Below are 1065 nucleotides of genomic sequence, written 5' to 3'. Positions count from 1 at the left end.
GGCGTGTACTACGACGACAACGGCAAACTTCCCCTGCTGCAATGCGTGCAGGCCGCCGAAAAGCTCATGATGGAATCGCCTAAAGCGCGCGGGTATCTGCCCATCGACGGCATCGCCGCCTACGACGCGGCCGTCAAGGGCCTGGTTTTCGGCGTCGACAGCGAACCCGTCAAAAGCGGCCGGGTCGCCACCGCGCAAGGTATTGGCGGCACAGGCGGCCTGAAGATCGGCGCCGACTTCCTCAAAAAGCTCAGCCCCAATGCCAAGGTGCTGATCTCTGATCCAAGCTGGGAAAACCACCGCGCGCTTTTCAGCCAGGCCGGTTTCGTCGTTGAAAGCTATCCTTACTACGATGCAGCCAAGCGCGGCGTCAACTTCGACGGCATGCTCGCCGCGCTCAACGCCGCCGCCGAAGGCACCATCGTCGTGCTGCACGCCTGCTGCCACAACCCGACCGGCTACGACATCACCGCAGCCCAGTGGGACCAGGTGATTGCCGCCGTCAAGGCGCGCAAGCTCACGCCTTTCCTCGACATGGCCTACCAGGGCTTTGGCCATGGCATCGCAGAAGACGGCGCCGTCATCGGCAAATTTGTGGCCGCCGGCCTGAGCTTTTTCGTGTCGACGTCCTTTTCCAAGAGCTTCAGCCTCTACGGCGAACGCGTGGGCGCCCTGTCGGTGCTGTGCGAGTCGAAAGACGAAGCCGACCGCGTGCTGTCGCAGCTCAAGCTGGTCATTCGCACCAATTACAGTAATCCGCAGATTCACGGCGGCATGGTGGTGGCCACGGTTCTCAATACCCCCGCGCTGCGCACCCAGTGGGAGCAGGAACTGGCGGAAATGCGTGTGCGCATCAAGGCCATGCGCCAAAAGCTTGTGGACGGCCTGACGGCCGCCGGGGTCAAACAGGACATGAGCTTCATCACCGCGCAAATCGGCATGTTCAGCTACTCGGGCCTCAGCAAGGACCAGATGGTGCGCCTGCGCAATGAATTCGGTGTTTACGGCACCGACACCGGCCGCATGTGCGTCGCAGCACTGAACAGCAAGAACATCGACTACGTC

1 protein-coding gene is annotated in these 1065 nt (G+C 62.0%); it reads left to right on the top strand.

The genetic code is table 11. The features are described 5' to 3' along the window. The coding region (locus AC1D0Z_RS22575; protein ID WP_477660373.1) for an amino acid aminotransferase at positions 1-1065 on the top strand (1065 nt) is incomplete at both ends.

This window comes from Polaromonas sp. P1_E3, from assembly GCF_056405935.1.
Note: the sequence above shows the minus strand (reverse complement) of the source record. Positions and strands in the feature narration are given on the sequence as shown.